Origin of the sequence: Mycobacterium syngnathidarum, assembly GCF_001942625.1 — a bacterium.
Classification (GTDB): domain Bacteria; phylum Actinomycetota; class Actinomycetes; order Mycobacteriales; family Mycobacteriaceae; genus Mycobacterium; species Mycobacterium syngnathidarum.
The window spans coordinates 73,115-93,222 of record NZ_MLCL01000042.1; the positions used below are offsets into that span (position 1 = coordinate 73,115).

Genomic DNA, 20,108 nt, shown 5'->3' on the forward strand with positions numbered 1-20,108 from the left:
CCAGGACGACCACCCAATCTTCTTGTGTTCTACTCGTGGACTGACGGTTCGCCGTATTTCGGCGAATCCTGGCGATCGCCGTTGCGCAGGCGACGGTGTGAGCTACGCGCTCAGCGGTTCAGCTGATCGCGCATCGACCTTTGGGGAACCCTCGCACGACCTGATGAGCGGGGGAAAGAAAGGAACTCCGTGACAGATACGGACCTCTTCACGGCTGACAGCGCCAATGGCGCTGGGGATATACCGCAAGCCGTGACATCTGAAAGCACCGCGACCGCTGACACCGCGGCACCGGCTGCTGCCTCTGCGCCCGGATCGGACACCGCGCGGCGCGCTTCGAGCGCCCGGCCCGCGTCGCTGTCGACCATGGTGCTGCCCGAGCTGCGAGCGTTGGCCAAGGAAATCGGTGTTGAAGGCGCGTCCGGTTTGCGCAAGAGTGAGTTGATCGCAGCTATTCGCGCCCATCGTGGCGAATCCAACGGTGCCACCGAGGCTCCCAAGAACGCTCCCGCCGACGCCCAGCCGGACGCCGGCGCCGAAGCCGCTGAGCAGCCCGCGACCCGTCGCCGTGAGCGACGCGGATCCTCGCGTCAGGCCGGTGCCCCGGCAGCCGACGGCGCCGACGCCGCCAAGAACGACACCGCCGGTGCGGCCGACCAGGCTGTCAAAGCGGAGGCGAAGACCGAGGCCGCCGCCGATGCCGGCACGAAGGACGCGCAGTCTGCCGAGCCGCAGGACAAGCAGGACCGGCCTGCCAAGCAGGACAAGCGCGACCGCCAGGAACGGCGTGAGAAGCGCGAGCAGTCCGAGGGCGACAACAAGGACAACAAAGACAACAAGGGCGAGAACAAGGGCGACCGCGACCAGAAGCAGGACAAGGGCCAAGGTCGTGAGCAGTCCGACCAGTCCGACGACCAGCAGAATCGCGGCGGCAATTCGTCGTCCGGCGACGACGACGGTGAAGGCCGTCAGGGGCGTCGCGGCCGTCGGTTCCGCGACCGTGACCGTCGCCGCCGCGGCGAGCGTGGTGGCGACGGCGGTAACGAGACCGAGTTGCGCGAGGACGACGTCGTCCAGCCCGTCGCCGGCATCCTCGATGTCCTGGACAACTACGCATTCGTCCGCACGTCGGGCTACCTGGCCGGACCGAACGACGTCTATGTGTCGATGAACATGGTCCGCAAGAACGGTCTGCGTCGTGGTGACGCGGTCACCGGTGCGGTCCGGGTGCCCCGCGAGGGCGAGGGCGGCGGCAACAACCCGCGGCAGAAGTTCAACCCGCTGGTGCGTCTGGACAGCGTCAACGGTGGCCCGGTCGAGGCGGCCAAGAACCGGCCCGATTTCACCAAGCTGACCCCGCTGTACCCGAACCAGCGGCTGCGCCTGGAGACCACGCCCGAGCGGCTGACCACCCGCGTCATCGACCTGATCATGCCGATCGGTAAGGGACAGCGTGCCCTGATCGTGTCGCCGCCGAAGGCCGGCAAGACCACGATCATGCAGGACATCGCCAACGCGATCACCAAGAACAACCCGGAATGCCACCTGATGGTGGTGCTCGTCGACGAGCGTCCCGAAGAGGTCACCGACATGCAGCGTTCGGTGAAGGGTGAGGTCATCGCCTCGACCTTCGACCGGCCGCCGTCAGACCACACCCAGGCCGCCGAGTTGGCGATCGAGCGGGCCAAGCGCCTGGTCGAGCAGGGCAAGGACGTCGTGGTGCTGCTGGACTCGATCACCCGTCTGGGACGCGCGTACAACAACGCGTCGCCGGCCTCGGGCCGCATCCTGTCCGGTGGTGTGGATTCCACCGCGCTGTACCCGCCGAAGCGGTTCCTCGGCGCCGCCCGCAACATCGAACACGGCGGCTCGCTGACCATCATCGCCACGGCGATGGTCGAGACCGGCTCCACCGGCGACACCGTGATCTTCGAGGAGTTCAAGGGCACGGGCAACGCCGAGCTCAAGCTCGACCGCAAGATCGCCGAGCGCCGGGTGTTCCCCGCGGTCGACGTGAACCCGTCGGGTACCCGCAAGGACGAGCTGCTGCTGTCCCCGGACGAGTTCGCGATCGTGCACAAGCTGCGCCGGGTTCTTTCGGGCCTCGACAGCCACCAGGCCATCGACCTGCTGATGAGCCAGCTGCGCAAGACCAAGAACAACTACGAGTTCCTGGTGCAGGTCTCCAAGACCGCCCCGGGCTCAATGGACGTCGACTAGGCGCCCGCGCGAGCAGACGCGAATGTCCCCATTTCTCTCGGGAAATGGGGACATTCGCGTCTGTTCGGCAGTTAAGCGCGTAGCCCGGGCATGAGGTAGCGCCGAACCTGGGCCAGTACCGCGTCCGGATCACTGGGGTCCAGTGTGTTGCCGGGCACGGTGGCCAGCGAGATCAATACTCGCGCAACCCATTCCGATGCCTCGGAAATGTCGATGTCGGCCCGGATCTCGCCGCGGTCGCGGGCGGCGGCCAGGTATGGCGACCAGAATTCGGCCAGGTCGGGGATCATGCCCTGCACGCCGGCACCGGCGCAGGCGGCGAATTCCTCGGGTTCGTCGGTGCGGAGCTTCATCAACACCGCGCCTGGATCGTCGTACGCCCTCAGGCCGTTGCCGACGCCCCAGGCGATCTGGCGATCCAGGCCGTCGATCTGCTCAAGCATGGCCTGGGCTTCCGACCAGAACGTGTCATTGAGCCGGACGATCACCGCGCCCAGCAACGTCACCTTGTCCGGGAAGTGCCGGTACAGCCAGCCGCGGGACACCCCTGCGGCCTCGGCCACCTCCGATACGGTGGTCGCGCGAATTCCCTTGGTCCGCAAGCATTCTTCGGCAGCGTCTATCAGTCGATCTCGCACGCTGCGGGGTGCCGTGGTGCTGGTCAACTGCGGCGTCTCCTGGTCTTTGGATCGGGTCAGGTACATGATTGTGCCAAGGGCGTACCCGTGGCGCCACAACCATGGTAGACAGTTTCGTAATTCTGTTCACCAATCCTTGGGGAATCATCGGATGGCCGAAACGCTGCAGCAGTTGCTCCGCGAGCGCGAAGAAGGGGACACGGTTGCCGTCAAATACGGCGCACGTACCTGGACCTGGCGTGAGCACGTTGCGCAGGCAAAGGCGCAGGCGGCCGCGTTGATCGCGATGGCCGACCCGCAGCGTCCCCTACATGTCGGCACTCTCCTGGGCAACACCCCCGACATGCTGACCGCGCTGGCCGCCGCGGCGCTCGGCGGCTACGTGCTGTGCGGCATCAACAACACCCGCCGCGGCGATGCGCTGGCCCGCGACATCGCCCGGGTCGAGTGCCAGGTCGTCCTGGTCGACAACCAGCATCGTCAGCTGCTCGACGGCGTCGACCTGCCGGGTGTCACCGTCATCAACGTGTCGGACACCGAGTGGTCGCCCCGAGAGCTGATCCCGCACCGCGAGGTCGGGCCCGACGACACCTTCATGATGATCTTCACGTCGGGCACCAGCGGCGAGCCCAAAGCCGTCCGGGTGCCGCACTCCATCGTGCTGTTCTCTGCCGCCGCGCTGGTACAGCGCTACCAGCTCACCGAGGCCGACACCTGCTACCTGGCCATGCCGCTGTTCCACTCGAACGGGGTATACGCAGGTTGGGGAGTGGCGCTCAGTTCGGGAGCGGCCATGGCACCGGCGCAGTTCTCCGCGTCCGGCTTCCTGCCGGACATCCGAAGCTACGGCGCCACCTACATGAACTACGTCGGCAAGCCGCTCGCCTACATCCTGGCCACCGCCGAGCAGCCGGACGATCACGACAACCCGCTGCGAGTGGCGTTCGGCAATGAGGCGGCCGACCGCGACATCGACGAGTTCAGCCGCCGGTTCGGCTGCAGCGTGTGGGACGGCTTCGGTTCCACGGAACTGGCGATCATCATCACCCGCTCCGAGGGAACCCCGCCCGGCAGCGTCGGTCAGGGTTTCCCCGGCGTGGCCATCTACGATCCCGAGACCGTCGAAGAGTGCGCGGTCGCAGAATTTGACGAGACCGGGGCCCTGATCAACGCCGAGGCCGCCACCGGCGAACTGGTCAACACCAACGGCAGCGGGATGTTCCGCGGTTACCACAACGACAAGGGCGCGACCGACGAACGATTGCGGCACGGCATGTACTGGTCGGGCGACCTGGCCTACCGGGACGCCGACGGCTGGATCTATCTGGCCGGGCGTACGGCGGACTGGATGCGGGTGGACGGCGAGAACATCACCGCGGCACCCATCGAGCGAGTCCTGTTGCGGCAGCCGGTGATCAGCCGGGTGGCGGTCTACCCGGTGCCCGACGAGTTCGTCGGCGATCAGGTCATGGCGGCCATCGTGCTGCGTAACGGCCAGCAGCTCAGGCCCGACGAGTTCGGCGCATTCCTGGCGCAGCAGCCGGACCTGTCACCGAAATCCTGGCCCCGTTACGTCTGGATCGCCGATGACCTGCCCAGCACCGCCACCAACAAGATCCTCAAGCGTGAGCTCGTCGCACTGGGTGCCGATCCGGCCGGGCGGGTGCTCTGGAAGCGCGACGGCACGGCGTACGCGACGCTCTGAGGCGGGAATAGGCCCCGGTCATCGCGCGTTTAGGAGGTTGGCGGTTGACCTGGCATAATGGACCGCCGACCCTCGGTCCCGGTTCACGTCCGCGCACGTGAGCGCTGAACGAGCTCAGAACGATCTACGGGCGACCCGGGCCAACGAATGAAGAGGAACCCATGAAAACAGGCATTCACCCTGAGTATGTCGAGACCACGGTGCACTGTGGTTGCGGCAATACCTTCCAGACCCGCAGCACCAAGCAGACCGGCCAGATCGTGGTCGAGGTCTGCTCGCAGTGCCACCCGTTCTACACCGGCAAGCAGAAGATCCTCGACAGCGGCGGCCGTGTGGCCCGCTTCGAGAAGCGGTACGGCAAGCGCAAGCCTGCCGGTGATCAGGCTGCCGCAGCCGACAAGTAGCTACGTCAACGGCGCCCGATCTGACGCATATGCGTCAGATCTGGGCGCTGTTCTCGTTTGCGGACAGGGTTGGAAGAGGAGGCTGACGTGACAGATACCGCACCCGCGATCGAGGCGCTGCTCGCTGAGCACGCCGACCTGGAGCGCCAGCTCGCCGACCCCAACCTGCACGCCGACGCCGCGGCCGCCCGCAAGGTGGGTCGCCGTTTCGCCCAGATCTCACCCGTCGTCGGCACTTTCCGCAAACTCGAGGCCGCTCGCGGTGACCTGGAAGCCGCCCGCGAGCTCGCGGCCGACGATTCCAGCTTCGCCGACGAGGTGGACGAGCTGACCGCCAAGGTCGCCGAACTCGACGCGCTGCTGACCGACCAGCTGGCTCCGCGTGACCCCCACGACGCCGATGACATCGTGCTGGAGGTCAAATCCGGCGAAGGCGGGGAGGAGTCGGCGCTGTTCGCCGCCGACCTGGCCCGCATGTACATCCGGTACGCCGAGCGGCACGGCTGGACGGTCACCGTCCTGGACGAGACGTGGTCTGACCTCGGCGGCTACAAGGACGCGACGATCACGATCGCCAGCAAGGGAACCCCGGCAGACGGCGTGTGGTCGCGGATGAAATTCGAAGGTGGCGTTCACCGGGTTCAGCGGGTGCCCGTCACCGAATCGCAGGGGCGCGTGCACACCTCGGCGGCCGGCGTCCTGGTGTATCCGGAGCCCGATGAGGTCGAACAGGTCCAGATCGACGAGTCGGACCTGCGCATCGACGTCTACCGGTCCTCGGGTAAAGGCGGCCAGGGGGTGAACACCACCGACTCGGCGGTGCGCATCACCCACCTGCCTACCGGGATCGTCGTCACCTGCCAGAACGAGCGATCACAGCTGCAGAACAAGGCCCGTGCCATGCAGGTGCTGGCCGCCCGGCTGCAGGCACTCGCCGAGGAACAGGCGTCCGCCGATGCCTCCGCGGACCGGGCCAGCCAGATCCGCACCGTCGACCGCAGCGAGCGGATCAGGACGTACAACTTCCCCGAGAACCGCATCGCCGACCACCGCATCAATTTCAAGGCGCACAACCTCGACCAGGTTCTCGACGGCGACATGGACGCGCTGCTCGACGCGCTGGGCGCCGCCGACAAGCAGGCTCGGCTGCAGCAGGAGTCATGACACCGCTGCGGCAGGCGATCGAGGCCGCAGCAGCACGCCTGGCCGCCGCCGGCGTCGCCTCCCCGCGCATCGATGCCGAACTGCTGGCCGCGCACGTCGCGGGTGTCGAGCGCAGCCGGCTGATGTTCCTCGACGAGCCCGACGAACAGTTCCAGCAGTCCTACGACGAACTCGTGGGTGCCCGGTCCCGCCGGATTCCCCTGCAACACCTTCTCGGCACCGCACCGTTCGGTCCGTTGACGCTCACAGTCGGTCCCGGGGTGTTCATTCCCCGGCCGGAGACCGAAGCGCTGTTGGAATGGGCTTGTGCGCAACAACTTCCGGAGAAGCCGCTGATCGTCGACTTGTGCACGGGGACGGGTGCCTTGGCGTTGGGGCTGGCCGCGCGGTGGCCCGCTGCCCGCGTACTGGCAGTCGAGAACTCGCCTGCGGCGCTGGATTTTGGGCGGCGCAACGCCGCCGGGACGCACGTGGAGGTACTCGATGCCGACGTCACCACCGCAGGTCTGCTGCCCGAACTCGATGCCCGGGTGGACCTGCTGGTATCCAACCCGCCCTATATCCCCGAGGCCGCGGATCTGGAACCCGAAGTAGCCGAACACGATCCCTCGTCCGCATTGTTCGGCGGCCCCGACGGCATGGCGGTGATCCGCCCGATCGTCACGTTGGCCGCCCGGTGGTTGCGTGACGGCGCGCCCTGCGCCGTCGAGCACGACGACACCACATCCGATCTGACCGTCGCGACCTTCGCCCAGGACGGACATTTCGGCGGGATCACCGCGCGCCGTGACCTGGCCGGGCGACCCCGCTTTGTCACCGCCACCCGTGTTGGGCGAAGCTGAATTGATGCGCGAACCGACGGGGGAGCCGACATGACGATTTTCGATTGCAGCGACGCCGACCAGCGTGCGACCGGTATCGCCTCGGCGGTCAGCGCGGTCAAGGGCGGCCGCCTCGTGGTGATGCCGACCGACACGGTCTACGGCATCGGTGCCGACGCGTTCGACTCGGAGGCGGTTGGTGCCCTGCTGGCCGCCAAGGGGCGGGGCCGCAACATGCCGGTCGGTGTGTTCGTCGGTTCCTGGAACACCATCGACGGGCTGGTCTACTCGGTGCCGCCGGCTGCCCGCGAACTGATCCGGGCGTTCTGGCCCGGCGCACTGAGCCTGGTGGTCACACAAGCACCGTCGTTGCAGTGGGATCTCGGCGACGCCAACGGCAGCGTCATGTTGCGGATGCCGTTGCACCCGGTGGCCATCGAGCTGCTGCGGGAAGTCGGCCCCATGGCCCAGTCCAGTGCCAACGTCTCGGGCCAACCCGCCGCGGTGACCGCAGCCCAAGCGCACGAGCAACTCGGCGACAAGGTCGAGGTCTATCTCGACGGCGGCCCGGCCGAGCAACAGTCCGCGTCCACCATCGTCGACCTCACCGGCGCCCAGCCCCGCATCCTGCGGACCGGCCCGATCAGTGCGGCGGACATCGCCAGGGTCGTCGGCGTGGAAACGTCCACGCTCACAACAACACCTACGGAGTGATCTCAGCGTGCTGCAGTACGGTTCATCGGTGATGTCGGCCGGTGACGCAGTGATCCCCGCGGTCAATACCGGCCTGCTCGCACTGTCTGACCGGGGTGCCGGTGTGCCGCTGCGTGAGCTGGCGCTGGTGGGCCTGACCGCCGCGATCATCACGTACTTCGCCACCGGCTGGGTACGCGCGCTGGCCATCAGGATCGGCGCCGTGGCCTACCCGCGGGAACGCGACGTCCACGTACAGCCCATCCCGCGGATGGGCGGACTGGCCATGTACATCGGGGTGGCCGCGGCGGTGCTGCTGGCCTCCCAACTGCCGGCACTGACCCGCGGTTTCGTCTACTCGACCGGCATGCCCGCCGTGGTGGTGGCAGGCGGGCTGATCATGGCGATCGGGTTGATCGACGACCGGTGGGGGCTGGACGCGCTGACGAAGTTCGCCGGCCAGATCACCGCGGCCAGCGTGCTGGTCACCATGGGTGTGGCCTGGAGTGTGCTCTACATCCCGATCGGGGGAGTGGGCACCATCGTGCTCGATCAGGTGTCGTCGATCCTGTTGACGCTGGCGCTCACGGTTTCGATCGTCAACGCGATGAACTTCGTCGACGGGCTGGACGGGCTGGCCGCCGGGCTCGGGCTGATCACCGCCCTGGCCATCTGCATCTTTTCGGTCGGGCTGTTGCGCGATCACGGCGGCGACGTCCTGTTCTACCCGCCCGCGGTGATCTCGGTGGTGCTGGCCGGGGCCTGTCTGGGCTTCCTGCCGCACAACTTCCACCGGGCCAAGATCTTCATGGGTGACTCGGGGTCGATGCTGATCGGTCTCATGCTGGGCGCGGCGTCGACGACGGCCGCCGGGCCGATCTCGCAGAACGCCTACGGTGCCCGCGACGTCTTCGCGCTGATGTCGCCGTTCCTCCTGGTGATCGCCGTGATGCTGGTGCCTGCGCTCGACACCTTGCTGGCCATCGTGCGGCGCACCCGAGCCGGCCGCAGCCCGCTCAGTCCCGACAAGATGCATCTGCATCACCGGTTGCTGCAGATCGGACATTCGCATCGGCGCGCCGTGCTGCTCATCTACCTGTGGGTGGGCATCATCGCCTTCGGTGCCGCGGCGACGATCTTCTTCGATCCGCGCTACACCGGAGCAGTCGTCGTAGCGGCGATTCTGGTGGCGATCGTGGTGACGCTGATTCCGTTGTTGCAACGCGGGGGCGAGGCGTCAGAGGACTAGGACCGGGCGAAGTACGACGAAAAGTAGTAGGCCTCGTTTAGGGGTGCCTACCATGTGTTAGGGTGCTGCCAGAACCCGAAAAACCTCGCGGGTTGCCGGCCCGGCCCGTCGGTTCGACGAACCGTTAGGTGCCGATCAACGACCGACAAAGGGAGCTACCCCGTGGGTGATTCGAGCCCGCCCGCCGCCCTCCGATATTCTCGGCGGGCACGCACAGGGTTTTGCCAGGGGGTAGCAACCGTTGGCATCACCGAGGGTGCAGCTTTTCGTGACAGCGGGATTGGGGTGAAGCGGTGACGACACCAGCGCAAGACGCGCCGTTGGTGTTCCCGTCAGTGGCGTTCCGGCCGCTGCGTCTCCTGATCGTTTGCCTCGCACTGACCGCGCTGGCAGTGGTGGCCGCCGCATTCACCGGACACATTCTCTTCGGCGTCTTCTTCGGTGTCGGCCTGGCTCTCGGCTTGGTCAACGCCCTGTTGGTGCGCCGCGCCGTCGAAGCGATCACGGCCGAAGACCACCCGCTCAAGAAGAAGATGGCCGTCAACTCCGCTACACGGCTGCTGATCATCACCGCGATCGCTCTCGGCATCGCATTTGTCTTCAAAACCTCGGGCGGCATCGCGGTGCTGTTCGGGCTGGCGATTTTCCAGGCTCTGCTGGTGATGAGCACCAGCATCCCCGTGCTGCGGAAGATCCGCTCGAACGGCCTGGATGTCTTGGATACGGAATCGAAGGGTTGAGCTGACCTAAATGACTCAGACGACGACCGTGCTCGCCGCCGAAGAGGGTGGCGCCGCCATCCACGTCGGCCACCACACGATGGTGTTCGAGCTGTTCGGGATGACGTTCAACGGTGACACCATCCTGGCCACCGCGATCACCGCGGTGATCGTGATCGCGCTGGCATTCGTCCTTCGCGCCAAGGTCACCTCGACCGGCGTGCCGGGTGGTGTGCAGCTGTTCTGGGAGGCCCTGACCATCCAGATGCGCGGCCAGATCGAGAGTTCGATCGGCATGAAGGTCGCGCCGTTCGTGCTGCCGCTGGCGGTGGCGCTGTTCTCGTTCATCCTCATCTCCAACTGGCTTGCCGTTCTACCCCTGCAGTACGGCGGGGCCGACGGCGCAGCTGCGGAGTGGTACAAGCCGCCGGCCTCCGACATCAACTTCGTGCTGGCCCTGGCGTTGTTCGTGTTCGTCTGCTACCACGCGGCCGGCATCTGGCGCCGCGGTATCCTCGGCCACCCGAAGCAGCTGCTCAAGGGGCACGTCACCGCGCTGATGCCGATCAACATCGTCGAGGAACTCGCCAAGCCGATCTCGCTGGCCCTCCGTCTTTTCGGCAACATCTTCGCCGGCGGCATCCTGGTCGCGCTGATCGCGATGTTCCCCTGGTACATCCAGTGGGCACCCAACGCCATCTGGAAGACCTTCGACCTGTTCGTCGGCCTGATCCAGGCCTTCATCTTCTCGCTGCTGACGATCCTGTACTTCAGCCAGTCGATGGAGCTCGAGCACGATGATCATTAAGCCCACTGATCCGCATATCTGACCCCTACAACCGCATCACACGAACCTCTGGCGGCAACATTTTTTGGGCCACCAGTTATCAAGGAGGATAAAAGGAATGGAACTCGACCCCAACGCCCTCATCACGGCCGGCGCGCTGATCGGTGGCGGTTTGATCATGGGCGGCGGCGCCATCGGCGCCGGTATCGGTGACGGTATCGCGGGTAACGCGCTGATCTCGGGCATCGCCCGTCAGCCCGAGGCCCAGGGCCGGCTGTTCACCCCGTTCTTCATCACCGTCGGTCTGGTGGAGGCCGCGTACTTCATCAACCTGGCCTTCATGGCGCTGTTCGTCTTCGCCACGCCGGGCCTGCAGTAGTCCGTCAGCATGGGTGAACTGACACTCCTCGCAGCGGAGGAAGGCGGTGGGGGCCAGAGCAACTTCCTGGTCCCCAACGGCACCTTCTTCGCGGTGCTGATCATCTTCCTGATCACGCTGGCCGTGATCTGGAAATGGGTTGTGCCACCGGTCGGCAAGGTGCTGGCAGAGCGCGAAGCGATGCTGGCGAAGACCGCCGCCGACAATCGGAAGTCGGCCGAGCAGGTGGCCGCGGCGCAGGCCGACTATGACGAGGCGATGGCCGGGGCACGTGCCGAGGCGTCGGCCATCCGCGACGAGGCCCGTGCCGCGGGCCGCGAGGTGGTCGATGCCAAGCGAGCCGAGGCCGGGTCCGTAGTGGCCGAGCAAGTGCGCCAGGCCGATGAGCAGCTCGCTGCCCAGAGTGCCGAGGTGCGGTCGGGTCTGGAGTCGTCGGTGGACGGGCTCTCGCAGACCTTGGCCAACCGAATTTTGGGCGTCGACGTGAAATCAGGTGGGACGCAGTAGATGTCGATATTTATCGGGCAGCTGATCGGCTTTGCCGTCATCGCTTTCATCATCATCAAGTGGGTGGTGCCTCCGGTGCGGAACCTGATGCAGAAGCAACAGGAAGCCGTGCGGGTGGCCCTCGCAGAGAGTGCTGAGGCGGCGAAGAAACTCGCCGAGGCCGATGACATGCACGCCAAGGCACTCGCCGACGCCAAGGCCGAATCGGCCAAGGTGACCGACGAGGCCACGCAGGACTCTGAGCGGATCACCGCTCAGCTGGCCGAGCAGGCGGGCACGGAGGCCGAGCGGATCAAGACGCAGGGTGCTCAGCAGGTTCAGCTGATGCGCCAGCAGCTCATCCGCCAGCTGCGGACCGGTCTGGGATCGGAGTCGGTCGCCAAGGCCGACGCCTTGGTGCGCGCACATGTCGCCGATCCGGCGGCCCGGATGGCGACGGTCGATCGCTTTTTGGCCGAGCTGGACCAGATGGCTCCGTCGGCCGCGGTGATCGACACCGCCGCGACGGCCAAGCTGCGCGCGGCCAGCCGTGAGTCGCTGGCGATCGTGGTCGACAAGTTCGACTCGGTCGCGGGCGGCCTGGACGCGTCCGGGCTGACCACGCTCGCCGATGATCTGAGCTCGGTGGCCAAGCTGCTGGTGTCGGAGTCGGCGCTCGCCAAGCACCTGGCCGAGCCGGCTGACGACACCGCCCCCAAGGTGCAGCTGCTGGAGCGTCTGCTGTCCGGCAAGGTCGGCGACACCGCGCTGGACGTGCTGCGGACTGCCGTCTCGCAGCGTTGGTCGATCGAATCGAACCTGGTCGACGCCATTGAACATGCCGCACGCCTGGCGCTGCTCAAGCGCGCCGAGACCGCAGGTGAAGTCGACGAGGTGGAGGACCAGCTGTTCCGGTTCGGCCGTCTGCTCGACACCGAGCCCAAGCTCTCGGCCCTGCTGAGTGACTACACCACACCGGCTGAAGGCCGAGTTGCCTTGCTGGACAAGGTGCTTGGCGGCAACACGGGTGTGAACGGAACCGCAGCGGCGCTGCTGACCCAGACTGTGGGCCTGCTGCGCGGGGAGCGTGCCGACGAGGCGGTCATCGACCTCGCCGAGCTCGCGGTGGCCCGCCGTGGCGAGGTGGTCGCGCACGTGACCGCCGCGGCCGACCTCTCCGATGCCCAGCGGACCCGGCTGTCGGAGGTGCTCACCCGCATCTACGGCCAACCGGTTTCGGTGCAGTTGCACGTCGACCCGGAACTGCTCGGTGGTCTGTCGATCACCGTCGGTGACGAAGTGATCGACGGCTCCATCGCATCCCGCCTGACCGCCGCTGCGACACAGTTGCCGGACTGATAACCCCCACGAACCACCCCAAGAACAAGGTAGGAAGACGAAAAACCATGGCAGAGTTGACAATCTCGGCTGCTGATATCGAAGGTGCCATCGAGGATTACGTATCCTCGTTTTCCGCCGACACCGAGCGTGAAGAGATCGGCACCGTCGTCGACGCCGGTGACGGCATCGCTCACGTCGAGGGCCTGCCCTCGGTCATGACCCAGGAACTCCTTGAGTTCCCGGGCGGTGTGTTGGGTGTGGCGCTCAACCTCGACGAGCACAGCGTCGGCGCGGTGATCCTGGGTGAGTTCGAGAAGATCGAAGAGGGCCAGCAGGTCAAGCGCACCGGCGAGGTGCTCTCGGTGCCCGTCGGTGACGCCTTCCTCGGCCGCGTCGTCAACCCGCTGGGCCAGCCGATCGACGGCCAGGGCGACATCGAGGCCGAGGAGCGCCGTGCGCTCGAGCTGCAGGCCCCCTCGGTGGTGCAGCGCCAGAGCGTGTCCGAGCCGCTGCAGACCGGTGTCAAGGCGGTCGACGCCATGACCCCGATCGGTCGCGGTCAGCGTCAGCTGATCATCGGTGACCGCAAGACCGGCAAGACCGCGCTCTGCGTCGACACCATCCTCAACCAGCGTGAGGCCTGGGAGACCGGCGACCCCAAGCAGCAGGTGCGCTGCGTGTACGTCGCCGTCGGCCAGAAGGGTTCCACCATCGCCAGCGTGAAGCGCGCGCTGGAAGAGGGTGGCGCCATGGAGTACACCACCATCGTCGCGGCCCCGGCTTCGGACGCGGCCGGCTTCAAGTGGCTGGCTCCCTACACCGGTTCGGCCATCGGCCAGCACTGGATGTACAACGGCAAGCACGTGCTGATCGTCTTCGACGACCTGACCAAGCAGGCCGAGGCCTACCGCGCCATCTCGCTGCTGCTGCGCCGCCCGCCGGGCCGCGAGGCTTACCCGGGTGACGTCTTCTACCTGCACTCGCGTCTGCTGGAACGTTGCGCGAAGCTGTCCGACGAGCTCGGCGGTGGTTCGATGACCGGCCTGCCGATCATCGAGACCAAGGCCAACGACATCTCGGCCTACATCCCGACCAACGTCATCTCCATCACCGACGGTCAGTGCTTCCTGGAGTCCGACCTGTTCAACCAGGGTGTGCGCCCGGCCGTCAACGTCGGTGTGTCGGTGTCCCGCGTCGGTGGTGCCGCTCAGATCAAGGCGATGAAAGAGGTTGCCGGCTCGCTGCGTCTGGACCTGTCGCAGTACCGCGAGTTGGAGGCCTTCGCGGCCTTCGCCTCCGATCTGGACGCCGCGTCGAAGGCTCAGCTGGACCGCGGTGTACGTCTGGTCGAGCTGCTCAAGCAGCCGCAGTACAGCCCGCTGGCCGTCGAGGATCAGGTCGTCGCGATCTTCCTCGGTACCCAGGGCCACCTCGACTCCGTTCCGGCCGAGGACGTGACCCGCTTCGTCGACGAACTGCTGGAGCACGTGAAGGCCAGCCACGCCGACATCCTCAAGGGCATCAAGGAGTCCAAGAAGCTCTCCGAGGAGTCCGAAGCCAACCTTGTTGAGGTCATCAACGATTTCAAGAAGGGCTTCGCCGCCTCTGACGGCAGCTCCGTTGTGGTCAACGAAGCTGACGCCGAGGCGCTGGATCCCGAGGACCTTGAGAAGGAATCGGTCAAGGTCCGCAAGCCGGCACCCAAGAAGGCCTAGGTAACCAATGGCAGCCACACTTCGCGAGCTACGCGGGCGTATCCGCTCCGCCTCGTCGATCAAGAAGATCACGAAGGCGCAGGAGCTGATCGCCACGTCGCGGATCGCCAAGGCGCAGGCCCGAGTCGATGCGGCTCGGCCCTACTCCACCGAGATCACCAACATGCTCACCGAGCTGGCCGGGGCCAGCGCGCTGGATCACCCGTTGCTCGTCGAGCGGGAGAACGCCAAGCGGGCCGGTGTGCTGGTGGTGTCCTCGGACCGCGGTCTCTGCGGCGGTTACAACGCCAACGTGCTGCGCCGGGCCGAAGAACTTTTCTCGCTGCTGCGGGAAGAGGGCAAGAACCCGGTGCTCTACGTCGTGGGCCGGAAAGCTCTGGGCTACTACAGCTTCCGGCAGCGCACGGTGACCGAGTCGTGGACCGGCTTCTCAGAGCGGCCCACCTACGAGGACGCCAAGGCGATCGCCGAAACCCTGGTGACGGCGTTCATGTCCGGCGCCGACGACGACGGCGACGACGCGGGAGCCGACGGCATCCTCGGAGTCGACGAACTGCACATCGTCTCCACCGAGTTCCGGTCCATGCTTTCGCAGACCGCCAACGCGCTGCGCATCGCACCGATGGTGGTCGAGTACGTCGGGGAGGCCGAAACCGGTCCGCACACGCTGTATTCGTTCGAGCCGGGCGCCGAGACCCTGTTCGACGCGCTGCTGCCGCGCTACATCGCCACCCGCGTGTACGCGGCGCTGCTGGAGGCAGCGGCCTCGGAGTCGGCTTCGCGCCGGCGCGCCATGAAGTCGGCCACCGACAACGCCGACGAACTGATCAAGGGACTCACGCTCGCGGCCAACCGCGAACGTCAGGCACAGATCACCCAGGAAATCAGCGAGATCGTGGGCGGCGCCAACGCGCTGGCCGACGCGCGCTAGCCGGACCAAAGACGAAAGCCTCGTAGGAAAGCGAAGAGAGAATGACTGCTACTGCAGAGAAGACGGCGGGCCGCGTAGTCCGCATCACCGGCCCGGTGGTGGACGTGGAGTTCCCGCGCGGCGCGGTGCCCGAACTGTTCAACGCGCTGCACGCCGAGATCACGTTCGGTGCCCTGGCCAAGACCCTGACGCTTGAGGTTGCCCAGCACCTCGGCGACAACCTGGTGCGCTGCGTCTCCATGCAGCCCACCGACGGCCTGGTCCGTGGCGTCGAGGTGTCCGACACCGGCGCCTCGATCTCGGTCCCGGTCGGCGACGGCGTCAAGGGCCACGTGTTCAACGCCCTCGGTGACTGCCTCGACAATCCGGGCTACGGCAAGGACTTCGAGCACTGGTCGATCCACCGCAAGCCGCCGGCCTTCGCCGACCTGGAGCCCCGCACCGAGATGCTGGAGACCGGTCTGAAGGTCGTCGACCTGCTCACCCCGTACGTGCGCGGCGGCAAGATCGCGCTGTTCGGTGGTGCCGGTGTGGGTAAGACGGTTCTGATCCAGGAGATGATCAACCGCATCGCCCGCAACTTCGGTGGTACTTCGGTGTTCGCCGGCGTGGGTGAGCGCACCCGTGAGGGTAACGACCTGTGGGTCGAGCTCGCCGACGCGAACGTGTTGAAGGACACCGCGCTGGTGTTCGGTCAGATGGACGAGCCGCCAGGCACCCGTATGCGCGTCGCGCTGTCGGCCCTGACCATGGCCGAGTTCTTCCGCGACGAGCAGGGCCAGGACGTGCTGCTGTTCATCGACAACATCTTCCGGTTCACCCAGGCCGGTTCGGAGGTTTCGACCCTGCTGGGTCGTATGCCTTCGGCCGTGGGTTACCAGCCGACGCTGGCCGACGAGATGGGCGAGCTGCAGGAGCGCATCACCTCGACCCGAGGCCGCTCCATCACCTCGATGCAGGCCGTCTACGTGCCCGCCGACGACTACACCGACCCGGCGCCGGCCACCACGTTCGCCCACCTGGACGCCACCACGGAGCTCTCGCGTGCGGTGTTCTCCAAGGGCATCTTCCCCGCGGTGGACCCGCTGGCGTCGTCCTCGACGATCCTGCACCCCAGCATCGTCGGCGACGAGCACTACCGCGTCGCCCAGGAAGTCATCCGAATCCTGCAGCGCTACAAGGATCTCCAGGACATCATCGCCATCCTCGGTATCGACGAGCTGTCGGAAGAGGACAAGGTTCTGGTGTACCGCGCCCGCAAGATCGAGCGCTTCCTGAGCCAGAACATGATGGCGGCCGAGCAGTTCACCGGTCAGCCGGGTTCGACCGTGCCGCTCAAGGAGACCATCGAGGCCTTCGACAAGCTGGCCAAGGGCGAGTTCGATCACCTGCCCGAGCAGGCGTTCTTCCTCATCGGTGGTCTGGACGACCTGGCGAAGAAGGCCGAGAGCCTCGGCGCGAAGCTGTGACGGTAGTTCTCCGGCGAGAGGTGGTGTGGAATGGCTGATTTGAACGTTGAGATCGTCGCCGTCGAGCGTGAGCTCTGGTCCGGCACCGCTACGTTCGTCTTCACCCGGACCACCGCTGGTGAGATCGGCATCCTGCCGCGCCACATTCCGTTGGTGGCACAGCTCGTCGACGATGCCATGGTGCGGGTCGAGCGGGAAGGCGAGGACGATCTGCGCATCGCCGTTGACGGCGGGTTCCTGTCGGTGACCGAGGAGACGGTCCGGATCCTGGTGGAGAACGCTCAGTTCGAATCCGAGATCAACGCCGACTCGGCCAAGCAGGACGCGGAGTCCGACGACGAGCAGACAGCGGCATGGGGCCGGGCGCGTCTGCGCGCCCTCGGCCAGATCGACTGACGACAGAGACGACAGATGAGCGCGCCCATGATCGGCATGGTCGCGCTCATCTGCGTTCTGCTACTGGCTGTCGGTGCCCTGAGCTACCGATTGTGGAAGTTGCGTCAGGTCGGCGGAACCGCGGGCATCCTGCGAGACTTTCCGGCCGAAGGCGGCCACGGCTGGCGTCACGGCGTGATGCGCTACCGCGGCGGGGAGGCCGGCTTCTACCGGCTGTCCAGCATGCGGTGGTGGCCCGACCGGCGACTGAGTCGCCGGGGGCTGGAAGTGGTGTCGCGCCGCGCCCCGCGTGGCGACGAGTTTGACATCATGACCGATGCAACGGTCGTTCTCGAACTCCGCGACAACAGCCCCGAGCGCCGGCGAGGCTACGAGATCGCCTTGGATCGGGGCGCCTTGACCGCATTCACGTCTTGGCTTGAGTCCCGGCCGTCACCACGGGCCCGGCGACGGAATTACTGACCCGTACCGGGTTTCCAGAGCACGTCCCCATCCGGGTTCGCCACCCGCGACAGGATGAACAGCAGATCCGACAGCCGGTTGAGGTACTTCGCCGGCAGGACACTGACCGAATCCCCGTGTTCCTGTACGGCGATCCATGCCGACCGTTCAGCTCGGCGGGCCACGGTCCGTGCGACGTGCAACAGGGCCGAGAGCGAACTGCCGCCGGGAAGGATGAACGAACTCAGCGCCGGCAGGGCTTCGTTGAACTCGTCGCACCACTTCTCGAGTCGGTCGATGTAGGTCTGAGAAATTCGCAGCGGTGGGTGCTCGGGGTTTTCCACGACGGGCGTGGACAGATCTGCACCGGCGTCGAACAGGTCATTTTGAATCTGCCTGAGCACTGCCAGGATTTGCTGATCGGGTTCGCCGAGGGCTACTGCAACCCCGATGGCGGCGTTGACTTCGTCACAGTCGGCGTAGGCCGCCAATCTCGAATCATTCTTCGAAACCCTGCTGAAGTCGCTCAGTCCTGTCGTGCCGTCGTCGCCGGTGCGGGTATAGATACGGGTGAGATGAACCGCCATAGCTGAACCGTACCGGGCTCGCGGACACGGCGGCCGGGCCCGCCGGATCTGTCCGAGCAGGCGGAAAGTCGACGGCGGGCTGTTTACACTGACCGGCGTGAGCGAGCGTTTCTTGGTGACCGGAGGGAACCGGTTATCAGGCGAAGTTGCTGTCGGTGGCGCGAAGAACAGTGTGCTGAAACTGATGGCAGCCTCGTTGCTGGCCGAGGGCACCAGCACCATCACCAACTGCCCCGACATCCTTGATGTGCCGCTGATGGCCGAGGTATTGCGCGGGCTGGGGGCCACCGTCGAGTTGGACGGTGACACGGTGCGCATCACGTCACCCGACGAACCCAAGTACGACGCAGATTTCGCGGCGGTCCGGCAGTTCCGTGCCTCGGTGTGTGTGCTCGGCCCACTGGTCGGCCGGTGCAAGAAGGCGAAAGTCGCGCTTCCCGGCGGCGACGCCATCGGGTCGCGGCCGCTGGACATGCACCAGGCCGGGCTCCGCCAACTGGGAGCCACCTGCAATATCGAGCACGGCTGTGTGGTGGCCGAAGCCGATCACCTGCGGGGTGCCGAGATCCAACTGGAGTTCCCGTCAGTGGGGGCGACCGAGAACATCCTGATGGCCGCGGTGCTGGCCGAAGGCGTCACCACCATCCACAACGCGGCACGCGAGCCCGACATCGTCGACATCTGCGCGATGCTCAATCAGATGGGCGCCAAGGTCAGCGGCGCTGGGACGTCGACCCTGACGATCACGGGCGTCGACCGGCTCTATCCCACCGAACATCGAGTGATCGGTGACCGGATCGTCGCGGCGACCTGGGGGATCGCCGCGGCGATGACGCGCGGCGACATTTCGGTGACCGGCGTAGACCCGCAGCACCTACAGCTGGTTCTCCACAAGCTGCACGACGCCGGCGCGACAGTGACCCAGAACGATGACGGTTTCCGGGTGGTGCAGTACGAGCGACCCAAGGCGGTGAACGTCGCGACGCTGCCCTTCCCCGGGTTTCCGACCGACCTGCAGCCGATGGCGATCGGTCTGGCCTCGGTGGCTGACGGCACGTCGATGATCACCGAGAACGTGTTCGAAGCTCGCTTCCGGTTCGTCGAGGAGATGATCCGGCTGGGTGCTGATGCGCGAACCGACGGGCACCACGCTGTGGTACGGGGGATCCCGCAGCTTTCGAGTGCCCCGGTGTGGTCCTCGGATATCCGTGCCGGCGCCGGCCTGGTGCTCGCCGGGCTGGTCGCCGACGGTGAGACCGAGGTGCACGACGTCTTCCATATCGATCGCGGATATCCGTTGTTCGTGGAAAACCTGTTGAGCCTCGGAGCCGAGATCGAGAGGGTAGGCTCCTAGGCAGCACGTTCGAGTCTGGCTTTCAGCCTCGAAATTGCGCTGACCAGCCGATTTGACCTTAAAGGCTGGCGCGCGCTAATCTTTTGAAGTCGCCGCGGAGCGGGGAAAACCCCCGGGGCCAGAGCGACTTGACAAGCCAGCCGAGATCGTACTAAGCTGGCGAGGTTGCCTCAGACCGGATGAAATAGGCCAGGATGAAGCAACTTGACTTGCCGGCAAAGTTCCAATTAAGCTGGTGGGGTTGCCCCAAAACAGGGTGACAAAGCAGAAAAGTCTGTTGTTTGAGAACTCAATAGTGTGTTTGGTGGTTTTTGTTTGTTGTTTTTTGCCGCCCATCTTGGGGGACTCCCCGTCTTCCGTTCTTGGTGGGTGGTTTTGTTTTTTTGATGCCAGTTTGTTTGGTGTCTTTTGTTTGTGATCGGATTTTTCTGAATCTGAATTCTGCCTTCCATGTTTTTGGCTCCCTTTTTTAAAGGGAGGGTAGTTTTTGTTTGGAGAGTTTGATCCTGGCTCAGGACGAACGCTGGCGGCGTGCTTAACACATGCAAGTCGAACGGAAAGGCCCTTCGGGGTACTCGAGTGGCGAACGGGTGAGTAACACGTGGGTGA

The 20,108-nt window shown here is 65.8% G+C and carries 20 protein-coding genes and 1 rRNA gene; 19 read left to right on the top strand and 2 right to left on the bottom strand.

What is annotated here, in order from left to right; genetic code table 11:
- Positions 1 to 189 precede the first annotated feature (189 nt).
- Positions 190 to 2,220: a transcription termination factor Rho gene (rho, locus tag BKG60_RS13505; RefSeq protein ID WP_075909682.1), complete on the top strand. Its 2,031-nt coding sequence runs from the start codon at positions 190 to 192 to the stop codon at positions 2,218 to 2,220.
- Between the two features lie 71 nt (positions 2,221 to 2,291).
- Here rho and BKG60_RS13510 read toward each other — a convergent pair whose 3' ends face one another.
- Positions 2,292 to 2,924, bottom strand: coding sequence for a TetR/AcrR family transcriptional regulator (locus tag BKG60_RS13510; protein WP_070946802.1), 633 nt, complete (start codon positions 2,922 to 2,924; stop codon positions 2,292 to 2,294).
- Between the two features lie 85 nt (positions 2,925 to 3,009).
- Here BKG60_RS13510 and fadD1 point away from each other — a divergent pair, with 85 nt between their 5' ends.
- The 16 genes from fadD1 (at position 3,010) to BKG60_RS13590 (ending at position 17,579) form a co-directional block, all read left to right on the top strand.
- On the top strand, positions 3,010 to 4,563 hold the full coding sequence (fadD1, locus tag BKG60_RS13515) for a fatty-acid--CoA ligase FadD1 (protein ID WP_070946801.1): 1,554 nt from the start codon (positions 3,010 to 3,012) through the stop codon (positions 4,561 to 4,563).
- 161 nt (positions 4,564 to 4,724) lie between these two features.
- Positions 4,725 to 4,967, top strand: coding sequence for a 50S ribosomal protein L31 (gene rpmE, locus BKG60_RS13520; RefSeq protein WP_070185700.1), 243 nt, complete (start codon positions 4,725 to 4,727; stop codon positions 4,965 to 4,967).
- An 87-nt stretch (positions 4,968 to 5,054) separates the two neighbouring features.
- On the top strand, positions 5,055 to 6,131 hold the full coding sequence (gene prfA / locus BKG60_RS13525; protein WP_070946800.1) for a peptide chain release factor 1: 1,077 nt from the start codon (positions 5,055 to 5,057) through the stop codon (positions 6,129 to 6,131).
- Positions 6,128 to 6,973, top strand: a complete 846-nt coding sequence (gene prmC / locus BKG60_RS13530) for a peptide chain release factor N(5)-glutamine methyltransferase (RefSeq protein ID WP_070946799.1) — start codon at positions 6,128 to 6,130, stop codon at positions 6,971 to 6,973. The genes prfA and prmC overlap by 4 nt, the downstream gene beginning before the upstream one ends.
- 30 nt (positions 6,974 to 7,003) lie before the next feature.
- Complete coding sequence (locus BKG60_RS13535) at positions 7,004 to 7,666, top strand: L-threonylcarbamoyladenylate synthase (protein ID WP_070946798.1); 663 nt, start codon at positions 7,004 to 7,006, stop codon at positions 7,664 to 7,666.
- A 10-nt stretch (positions 7,667 to 7,676) separates the two neighbouring features.
- The gene (locus BKG60_RS13540) at positions 7,677 to 8,894 is read left to right on the top strand and encodes a glycosyltransferase family 4 protein (protein ID WP_371726157.1); all 1,218 of its coding nucleotides are present in this window, start codon (positions 7,677 to 7,679) and stop codon (positions 8,892 to 8,894) included.
- 293 nt (positions 8,895 to 9,187) lie between these two features.
- Positions 9,188 to 9,634 (top strand): ATP synthase subunit I, encoded by a 447-nt coding sequence (locus BKG60_RS13545; protein WP_070185704.1) that lies wholly within the window; start codon positions 9,188 to 9,190, stop codon positions 9,632 to 9,634.
- A gap of 10 nt (positions 9,635 to 9,644) precedes the next feature.
- Complete coding sequence (gene atpB, locus BKG60_RS13550; RefSeq protein ID WP_070185705.1) at positions 9,645 to 10,421, top strand: F0F1 ATP synthase subunit A; 777 nt, start codon at positions 9,645 to 9,647, stop codon at positions 10,419 to 10,421.
- Between the two features lie 97 nt (positions 10,422 to 10,518).
- Positions 10,519 to 10,779, top strand: a complete 261-nt coding sequence (locus tag BKG60_RS13555; protein WP_003888102.1) for a F0F1 ATP synthase subunit C — start codon at positions 10,519 to 10,521, stop codon at positions 10,777 to 10,779.
- A gap of 9 nt (positions 10,780 to 10,788) precedes the next feature.
- Positions 10,789 to 11,286, top strand: a complete 498-nt coding sequence (locus BKG60_RS13560; protein WP_070946797.1) for a F0F1 ATP synthase subunit B — start codon at positions 10,789 to 10,791, stop codon at positions 11,284 to 11,286.
- Complete coding sequence (locus BKG60_RS13565; protein ID WP_070946796.1) at positions 11,287 to 12,624, top strand: F0F1 ATP synthase subunit B/delta; 1,338 nt, start codon at positions 11,287 to 11,289, stop codon at positions 12,622 to 12,624.
- 47 nt (positions 12,625 to 12,671) lie between these two features.
- A complete protein-coding gene (gene atpA / locus BKG60_RS13570) occupies positions 12,672 to 14,321 on the top strand; it encodes a F0F1 ATP synthase subunit alpha (protein ID WP_070946795.1) in 1,650 nt (549 codons plus the stop codon).
- 7 nt (positions 14,322 to 14,328) lie between these two features.
- A complete protein-coding gene (locus tag BKG60_RS13575; RefSeq protein ID WP_070946794.1) occupies positions 14,329 to 15,252 on the top strand; it encodes a F0F1 ATP synthase subunit gamma in 924 nt (307 codons plus the stop codon).
- 41 nt (positions 15,253 to 15,293) lie between these two features.
- Positions 15,294 to 16,721 carry a F0F1 ATP synthase subunit beta gene (gene atpD / locus BKG60_RS13580; protein ID WP_070185710.1) on the top strand — a complete coding sequence of 476 codons (1,428 nt, stop codon included), beginning with the start codon at positions 15,294 to 15,296 and terminating at the stop codon, positions 16,719 to 16,721.
- Between the two features lie 30 nt (positions 16,722 to 16,751).
- Positions 16,752 to 17,117: a F0F1 ATP synthase subunit epsilon gene (locus BKG60_RS13585; RefSeq protein ID WP_070185711.1), complete on the top strand. Its 366-nt coding sequence runs from the start codon at positions 16,752 to 16,754 to the stop codon at positions 17,115 to 17,117.
- A 15-nt stretch (positions 17,118 to 17,132) separates the two neighbouring features.
- Complete coding sequence (locus tag BKG60_RS13590) at positions 17,133 to 17,579, top strand: DUF2550 domain-containing protein (RefSeq protein WP_070185712.1); 447 nt, start codon at positions 17,133 to 17,135, stop codon at positions 17,577 to 17,579.
- Here the strand turns inward: BKG60_RS13590 and BKG60_RS13595 are convergent.
- Positions 17,573 to 18,145 carry a cob(I)yrinic acid a,c-diamide adenosyltransferase gene (locus tag BKG60_RS13595; RefSeq protein WP_070185713.1) on the bottom strand — a complete coding sequence of 191 codons (573 nt, stop codon included), beginning with the start codon at positions 18,143 to 18,145 and terminating at the stop codon, positions 17,573 to 17,575. The genes BKG60_RS13590 and BKG60_RS13595 overlap by 7 nt on opposite strands.
- A gap of 97 nt (positions 18,146 to 18,242) precedes the next feature.
- On the opposite strand from BKG60_RS13595, the gene murA reads away from it, so the two are divergent.
- Positions 18,243 to 19,499 (top strand): UDP-N-acetylglucosamine 1-carboxyvinyltransferase, encoded by a 1,257-nt coding sequence (murA, locus tag BKG60_RS13600; protein WP_070185714.1) that lies wholly within the window; start codon positions 18,243 to 18,245, stop codon positions 19,497 to 19,499.
- A 488-nt stretch (positions 19,500 to 19,987) separates the two neighbouring features.
- Positions 19,988 to 20,108, top strand: a 16S ribosomal RNA gene (locus BKG60_RS13605); the annotation flags it as partial.